The 7736-nt window shown below is 66.4% G+C and carries 8 protein-coding genes and 1 pseudogene; 2 read left to right on the top strand and 7 right to left on the bottom strand.

Annotated elements, in window-relative coordinates; genetic code table 11:
* Nucleotides 1-249: 249 nt before the first annotated feature.
* The 4 genes from ACWIGI_RS41515 to ACWIGI_RS41500 all read right to left on the bottom strand — a co-directional run bounded on the left by ACWIGI_RS41515 (nucleotide 250) and on the right by ACWIGI_RS41500 (nucleotide 3088).
* The gene (locus ACWIGI_RS41515) at nucleotides 250-711 is read right to left on the bottom strand and encodes an Hsp20/alpha crystallin family protein (protein ID WP_454209194.1); all 462 of its coding nucleotides are present in this window, start codon (nucleotides 709-711) and stop codon (nucleotides 250-252) included.
* A gap of 563 nt (nucleotides 712-1274) precedes the next feature.
* On the bottom strand, nucleotides 1275-2180 hold the full coding sequence (locus ACWIGI_RS41510) for an aminoglycoside phosphotransferase family protein (RefSeq protein WP_454209195.1): 906 nt from the start codon (nucleotides 2178-2180) through the stop codon (nucleotides 1275-1277).
* An 83-nt stretch (nucleotides 2181-2263) separates the two neighbouring features.
* A complete protein-coding gene (locus tag ACWIGI_RS41505; protein ID WP_454209193.1) occupies nucleotides 2264-2617 on the bottom strand; it encodes a hypothetical protein in 354 nt (117 codons plus the stop codon).
* Between the two features lie 30 nt (nucleotides 2618-2647).
* The gene (locus tag ACWIGI_RS41500; protein ID WP_454209192.1) at nucleotides 2648-3088 is read right to left on the bottom strand and encodes a MarR family transcriptional regulator; all 441 of its coding nucleotides are present in this window, start codon (nucleotides 3086-3088) and stop codon (nucleotides 2648-2650) included.
* Between the two features lie 69 nt (nucleotides 3089-3157).
* Between ACWIGI_RS41500 and ACWIGI_RS41495 the strand changes: the two genes are divergently transcribed.
* Nucleotides 3158-4051 (top strand): alpha/beta fold hydrolase, encoded by an 894-nt coding sequence (locus tag ACWIGI_RS41495; protein WP_454209191.1) that lies wholly within the window; start codon nucleotides 3158-3160, stop codon nucleotides 4049-4051.
* A gap of 552 nt (nucleotides 4052-4603) precedes the next feature.
* Nucleotides 4604-5788 (top strand): annotated as a pseudogene (locus ACWIGI_RS41490) (epoxide hydrolase family protein).
* Nucleotides 5789-5907: 119 nt separating this feature from the next.
* On the opposite strand, the gene ACWIGI_RS41485 reads toward ACWIGI_RS41490, so the two are convergent.
* The 3 genes from ACWIGI_RS41485 to ACWIGI_RS41475 all read right to left on the bottom strand — a co-directional run bounded on the left by ACWIGI_RS41485 (nucleotide 5908) and on the right by ACWIGI_RS41475 (nucleotide 7482).
* Entirely contained in the window at nucleotides 5908-6744 is an 837-nt protein-coding gene (locus ACWIGI_RS41485; protein WP_454209190.1) for a SigB/SigF/SigG family RNA polymerase sigma factor, read from the bottom strand.
* Between the two features lie 131 nt (nucleotides 6745-6875).
* Entirely contained in the window at nucleotides 6876-7091 is a 216-nt protein-coding gene (locus tag ACWIGI_RS41480; RefSeq protein WP_454209189.1) for a hypothetical protein, read from the bottom strand.
* A 151-nt stretch (nucleotides 7092-7242) separates the two neighbouring features.
* Nucleotides 7243-7482: a hypothetical protein gene (locus ACWIGI_RS41475; RefSeq protein ID WP_454209188.1), complete on the bottom strand. Its 240-nt coding sequence runs from the start codon at nucleotides 7480-7482 to the stop codon at nucleotides 7243-7245.
* Between the last annotated feature and the right edge of the window lie 254 nt (nucleotides 7483-7736).

The following is a 7736-nucleotide window of genomic DNA, read 5'->3' as shown; positions in this document are numbered from 1 at the left end:
AACAGTTGTCGTACTGTCTCTCCGCGAGGACGGCATGGAGCGTGAAAACGGTTGCGCCACAACGCTGGCCGTGCATTCACCCTTCGGAATGCGGTGTCGTGGCCGCGGCTACCGGACCTCGCCCCGCCGGTGTGCCGCTCTCGCGGGTATGCGTGTGGTGTTGTTCGGGACAGGCATCACCTCACTTTCGCGAATCAGTCCTTCGAAACGGGTGTGGTGTGCCGGGCGGCCCTCGCCCGGAGTCGGCGGTCAGGCGTTGATGGCCTGACGGTCCTCGACAACCTGGCGTTCGGGTTCGCGTTCGGGCCTGGCGATCTCGATCTTTCGCGGCTTGGCCTTCTCGGCCACCGGGATCGACAGTCGCAGGACGCCGTCGCGATAGTTCGCGCGGATCTTCTCGGTGTCCAGGGCCTCGCCCAGAACCAGTTGCCGGGAGAACACCCCGCGGGGGCGTTCGGCCGCGAGCATGGACCGGCCGGGGTCGATGTCCGGGCGTGCGGCGCGCACGGTCACCACGTTGCGCTCCACGTCCAGGTCGAGGGATTCGGGATCGATGCCCGGCAGGTCGAACTCGACGAAGAATTCGTCGTTCTCACGCCAGGCGTCCATCGGCATCGCCGCGGGCCGTGCCGCGGTGCCGAACACCTGTTGCGTCAATCGATCCAGGTCACGGAAAGGATCAGTGCGCATCAGCATGGTCGCCACCTCCAACTACTCCTTCTCGATAGTCGCTGTACCAGATAATCTCTTGTATCTGGCATAGATATTATGTACCACGCTCGCCAGATGAGTGCAAGCCTGAGATGTAGGTAATCTGCCCGGGGGGCGAACCTGCTGCACGTTGTCCGAGGGGTTGGCCCGCGCCGGTGGTGAATCCGACGGCGCGACCGGTGGGTCCCGGGCGGGACGGGCGGATGGACTCGGCTGCTCCTCGACGTCCGACGCTGCAGGCCCGGCCGGTTCCGACACCGACCCGAAAGCATCGTGGGCGAGGGCATCAGGTAGACCGCGTTTACGCGCTACTGTGCTCGAATCTCGCGAGCGCCGGCGACGCCGATATCGCGGCTGCGGTCGCCGGGACCACGTGTGAACAGGTCAGCGCGGCGGTCGGCAGCGACCCCGGCTCGGTACCGACCCCTGCGAATGCGTGACAACTGTTCTGATGTCCGACGGTCCCGGCCCCTGCTCGACATCCAGTGTGCCCGTTTCGAAGTGAGCGACGTCTCGCCAGAGAAGTGCGGTCGCGAAGCGAGGCTCGATCCAGTGATCGGCCGTCACGGCTGTCGGCCGGTCCAACCGGCCGTCACACGTTCGAGGGTTCGTAGTCCAATCCGGCTCAAGAGCGGGTTGCTGTCGACGTAGTACCAGACCAGGCCCATCGCTTGCTGAAATGCCCACGCCCGGCCACGTTCCCATTCCAAGTCGTCACAGCCGAGGCGATCGCGCAACACTCCGCGTGGGCGCGCATCGAGCAGGTGCCAAGCGCTCACCAGATCCAGTGCGGGATCTGCCGGCCCGAGACCGCCGGCGTCGATGACCCCGGCCAGGCGGCCGCCGGATACCAGCACGTTTCCCGGAATCAAGTCACCATGGTTCATCACGTCCTTGCTCCCGCTGCGGGGCAGTTCCCGGAACACCGACCACAGTCGCCGCAGCAGTGGCACGTCTACCAGACCCTCGCTTCGCCGCAGGCAGGTCTGTATCCAGCGATCGTGGGAACACAGCTCGCCACCACGGCCGGTGCCGGTGAAAATGCGCCCACGGGTATCGATCGCACGCACGCCGGAAACGAATTCGGCCAGGTCGCTGGCGAACTCGACGGAGGCTCCCGGATCCTGTTCGGCGGCGACGGTGCCGACCAGCCAGGTCTGCACCGACCAGGGAAGTGGGTAGCCGAACCCTGGCTCGCCCAACGCAATCGGTTCCGGCGTCGGAAACCGTGTACACCCGGCCAGCTCGCGCGCGGCCGCTGCCTCGGTCCGCAGCCGCTGCCGCGTCGTCTCGACATTCCCGGGCTGTAGTGGAAACCGGGCCGCGAACCGGTCACCGATCCGGAAGATCGCATTGACCGTCCCCGAACCCGCAACCGGTCTGATCGGGAGACTGCTCCACTCGGGGAACTGCTCACCCACCAGTACACGCACGGTGTCCGGCGATACTGTCAGCTGGCCAGCATGCATGGTCACGCCGACAGAGTCGCGCAACGCGACCGTGGAGACAACCAATTTCCGATCGTCGCCTCACCTTGCCTGACCGCCTGCGTTCACGCCATGGGACTCCCGGTCGGCGGTTCGGTGGCTTGGTTCGCGGTCCCTGAGGTCATCGTGTCCAGTACGGTGCGGAGTTCTGTGTCCGACAAGGCCGAATCGGGGAAGAAGACCTGCCGGTTGACCAAGCCGTCCATGACGATGACGCACAACTCGGCCGTGGTGCGGCAGGCGGGATGTCCCGTTGCACTGAGCCGCGCTTGGATCAACGCGACGAAGCCCGCGCGGATGGCTTCGAAGCGGTCATGCAGCGTGGGGTTCGCGCGTGCTTCGGCCAGGAGGTTGTGCCGGGCGACCACACGATATCGCGCGTGCGGAACGGTCATCGTCGTGACGTAGTGCACCAGCACGTGCGAGTTATGCGGTGTGGTCCGACGCCTTCAGGTTGTTCTCGGTGGTAGCAGATAGCGCGCGAGGGTGTCGAGCGCGGCAAGGACCTCGTCGACCGCTCGGGTGTCGCCGGAGTGGAGGGCCGCGGCGACGGCGGGGTCGATCGGGGTGGCCCCCACTTCGCGCACGCGTGCCGATGCCACCGGGTTCTGTCGGATGAGGGACCGTCGGCGATCGGAGGGATCGGTTCGGGTGACGACCGCGTCGGCTTCGCGCAGTCGCGCCACCGCTTCGGACACCGCGCTCTGTGGGTAGCCGGTTCGCGCGGCGATCTGGACGACGGTGCTGTCCGGATGGTTGACGATGTCGCTGAGCACGATCACGACAGTGCGGACGCTGGTGGAGTACTCGGGGAGCCCGTCGGTGGGCAGCGATTCCTCGCCGATCTTCATCAGCCGTCGGCCCAGTAGCAGAAGCTCTACTCCGTTCACTCCACCAAAGTACATCTTCTCAGATACATCTTAATAGATGTATCTAATCAGATGGAATACCGTGTTTCCATGACCTTCACCACCGGCCTGGTGCCGGTTCCGGGTGCCGTGATCCACTACTCGCTCCGCGGCACAGGCCCGCTGCTGCTGGTTCTTCAAGGCGGAGACGGGGATGCGGACCGTACCAACGATCTGGCCGGTTACCTCGCCGATCGCTACACGGTGCTGACCTACGATCGCCGAGCGCTGGCCAGGAGCTCGCTCACCGGCACCACGGTCGCGCACACCCTGCAACGACACACACTCGATGTTCGCGCCCTGCTGATGGCCTTGACCGCCGAACCTGCACGGATGCTGGGATCGAGTTTCGGTGCGTTGATCGGTCTCGAATTCGCGACCCGCTACCCGCAACAGGTCCACACGCTGATCGCCCACGAGCCGCCGCTACCGCACTTGTTGCCCGAGCCGTCTCGCAGCGAGGCAGCGCGGGCGTTGGATGCGGTGGAGATCGCCTATCGACAGACGGGGTGGGCGGCCGCACTCGGTGAGCTGGCGCGCTTGACCGGCTCGAGCTTCGACGAGCGAGAACCCGAGGTGCTCGCACCCGTACGGCCGGCCGGTCAGCGGCTCGCGGACTTGGAGTTCTTCCTCGAGAACGACTTCCCGCTGGTACGCACAGCCACGATCGACGAGACCACGATCGCACTGTTGCGCCACAACAGGATTCGGATCGTCCCGGCGGTGGGTGCGACCACAGCTCCGGAATTGTTCAATCACCGCTGGGTGAGCGCACTGGCCCGCGCACTCGGCACGGCCGTCGAGAACTTCCCCGGCGGACACAACGGCATCACCTCGCACCCGAGGGCGTTCGCCGCCGTGGCACATCGGGTGTTTACCGCTCGCGACGACGCGGTCCGGCCAGACGATCTCACTGACGTAGTGAATCCCCGAGACGGTCTCTGAAACGACTTCTTCCGAGATCCATCGCCGGACAAGCGGATCTGCTTGATCGGAGTGTCTCCGAACCCGGTCTTCCCAGCACCGTCTCCGAAACGAGCAAGGGGACAGGGGATTTGCTGGGCCAAGGGAAAGCCGTGGTCCGTACTGCTGAGAGCGGCGAGTGTGCGGTCGGGCGGATCGGAGCGGGCTTCGTGGTAGCGGTGGGGTCGATATTCGAGGGCTACCTGATCCGCGATCGACGGGGAGCTGGCGTCATGGGCGTGGTCCACCGGGCGCGGCATCCGCGGCTCAAACACGATGTGGCGCTGAAGGTTTTGCACGAGTAGTAGGCTCACGATCGCGCCGACGAGTGCATCGCCAAGAGGCCGACAGCATCACCACCCGCATGGCCCTGGTCCCGACTCGGCAGGTTCGCAGACCTGGCGCGTCGTAGGTCGGCCATACCCACCGCAGGGATCCTGTGAACCCGGTCATCGGTTCGTTTCCGGCGCGACAGACGGGTATCGCACTCTGGACGCGATCCGTCAGTGTGTCCCGCGAGAACCAGGAGGTCCCATGGCTGTGTCCTGCCACGCCGACGTGCACCAGTTCCGCGCTAGCGCGGCCGACGCCGAACTGCACGACCTGGGAGCGCGACTGGCAGCGGCGCGGTTTCCCGAGACCGAGACGGTCCGCGCCGAGCCAGGGCCCGGCCGTTGGCAGCAGGGCGTCCCGCTCGCCGACCTTCGCGGGGTCGTCGACTACTGGCGCACAGCGTACGACTGGCGATCGTTCGAAGAGCGGCTCGACCGCATCGGACAATTTCGCACCACCATCGATGGCGTGGGCATTCACTTCCTGCACCGCAGATCCGCGCGCGCCGACGCGACACCGCTGATCATGACGCACGGGTGGCCGGGCAGCATCGCCGAATTCGTCGATGTAGTAGACGAACTGGCGAATCCGGCGGACGCGGGCGTACCGGCATTTCATGTCGTGGTTCCGTCGCTGCCGGGCTTCGGGTACAGCGAGCGCCCGACAACCACCGGGTGGGGAGTCGGGAAGATCTCGGCGGCGTGGGTGGAACTGATGACCAGGCTCGGCTATCCCGAGTTCGTCGCCCACGGCGGTGACTGGGGCGGTGTGATCACCACGATCCTGGGCGCCAGGTACCCCGAGCATGTTCTCGGCATCCATACCCTGACCCCGCAGCCGCCGCCCGGGCTGACAACCGACGGACTGACGGCGACCGAGCGCGACTGGGTCGAGTCGACGCGCGAGTTCTGGACCGGCCCGCGCGCGGCGTTCGCCAAGCTCCAGGCCGACCGCCCCCAAACGATCGGGTACTCGCTCGTCGACTCGCCGGTCGGCCTGCTCGCCTTCATTCTCGACAAGTTCGCCGAGTGGACCGACACCGACGACAGCCCGTTCGAGACCATCTCCCTGGACCGCCTGCTCGACAACGTAGCCCTGTACTGACTCACCCGCACAGGCGCGTCGGCGGCCCGCATCTACTACGAAAGCCACGGCGGCATAAACACTTTCGATCCCGAGTTGCGGGTCGAGGTCCCCGCCGCGCTCACCGTCTATCCCCGCGATATCGAGAAGTGCCCGCGCCCTTGGGCGCAGGAGCGCTTCCGGCGGATCGTGCGATGGAACGCCCCCGAGCACGGCGGGCATTTTCCGTCAATGGAGGCTCCCGGCTATTTCGTCGAGGATGTACGCCAAGGGCTGACAGCGGTGCTGGCCGCCGACCGCTGACGGGGTGTCGAGAGCAATCGCCGAAGACAACGGATACTCAGCGTCGGTGGTCGGCTATCCGACCGAGTAGCGCTGTGCGATCGCGGATCGCCCGCAGCGATGGCGTGAGTGGCCCAGGGTCAGGCGACTTCCAGGGCCTGTTCGTCGAGTGCTTTGTCGCGCAGGCCGGCCAGGGTGCGGGCCAGGACGCGAGAGACCTGCATCTGGGAGATGTTCAGGGCCTTGCCAATCTGCACTTGGGTCATGTCCTGCCCGTATCGCATGATCAGGATCTGGCGTTCGCGTGCGGGCAGCTCGGCGATGAGCGGGCCGATGGTGATGGAGTCTTCCATCAACGTGTAGCCGGTCTCGGTGACCGCGAGGACTTCCTGTTCCAGGGCGGGTGCGGTGTCGGCCTCGTCGGAGGGCAGGCGCGCATCGAGGGATTGGGTGGCGTAGGCGTTGTTCGCGATCAGGGCCTGGGTGACCTCGAGGATGTCGGTGTCCAGGTGTGCGGCGAGTTCGCGGGCGGTGGGTTCGCGGTCGAGTCGTTGGGACAACTCGGGAATCGCCACCGAGATTTGTTGTCGCAGTTCTTTGGTGCGGCGTGGGACGCGTACGGCCCAGGTGCTGTCGCGGAAGTAGCGGCGGACTTCGCCCATGACGGTGGGGATGGCGAATCCGAGGAAGGGGGAGCCGAGGGTGGGGTCGAATCGGTCGACCGAGAGCACGACGCCCAGGGCGGCGACCTGGACCAGGTCGTCGTGGTCGACTCCGCGGCCGCCGTAGCGTTGGGCGATGTGCTCGCCGAGGGGGAGCGCGGTCTCGATGATCCGATCGCGCAAGGCCGCGTGTTCGGGGGTGCCGGGCTGCAGGGTTGCGAGTTCTCGGAGCTGGGGTTCGAGGTGTTCGTACGAATCGCCGCTGATCCGTGTGCTGGGAGTGGTTCCGATGGCTGTGTGGTGGATGGCAGACATATCGGTGTCCTCGAAACGGGGTTGTCGGACAGGGGCTTATCCCCGTCAGTGCCCGGCTTCGGGGGCTCGAAACATCGACCGCCCGGTCGCAACAGGCTCGTCACATGGACAAGCTGGTCGCGGAATCGAGGTCAGGTGGTGCTGGGGCGGTACGGCAGGGCGATCATTTTCACCGCGAGCACGACCGCGGCCGCGAGGCCGAGTCCGCCGGCCAGGGCGGTGGAGTAGGAGCCGGTGATTGCGGCCAGGCCCGCGAACAGCACCAGGGCGGTGAGCGTGGTGAGCGTCGCGGTGGTGAGGTCGGTGCGGGCACGGGCGAAGCGGTAGCGCGCTGTAGGGCTGATCATGGCCCGGTGGTATCCGGGTTGTCGGTGACGAAACCGTGACCACCCGACACCGGGCTGTCAGCGAAGCACGTTCACGCAGCTAGAAGTCGGAAAAGATTTCTTTCGACGCTGAAGGACGATGCGGTCGAAGCGGGCATCGGCGCCCCGAGGGCTAAGCCGTGCGTGGGCGCGGCAGGAGCATCGCCCGGCCCATCGCCAGCACCACGCCGAGGTCCGGGAAGTTCGGCAGGTCGACGTGGTGCGGGCGCGCCCGGGACAGGCGGGCACGTTGGGGTTGCTGGCACATCACCACGAGTTTCGCGGTCGTGGTGACCACGAGTTCGCAGTCGGGCCCGCACCCTCGTACCAGTCCACGGCACCCGCCCTGCGGGAACGGGTATGTGATGGGCATAACCGGCCTCATCGGGCCGAAACACACACCGCCACAACGCAGTTCCCACCAGCCGATTCCGATCAATCCGGCATTCCGGACCGGTTCGGGCCGGAGGTGTTTGAGCTCGGACCGGGCGGATAGTTCCCCTGCGATGGCTCGTCACGGGGGTTGCGTGGCGAACCATCGGCCGCGGTCAGCGGCCCCGGGTCCCGGCCTCCCGCGGGACCCGGTCCGGGAACATCGCCGCGTCGGCGCGGGTCACATCCCCACCC

The organism is Nocardia sp. NPDC055321 (assembly GCF_053645575.1).
This window is presented reverse-complemented; position numbering and strand designations above follow the sequence as displayed.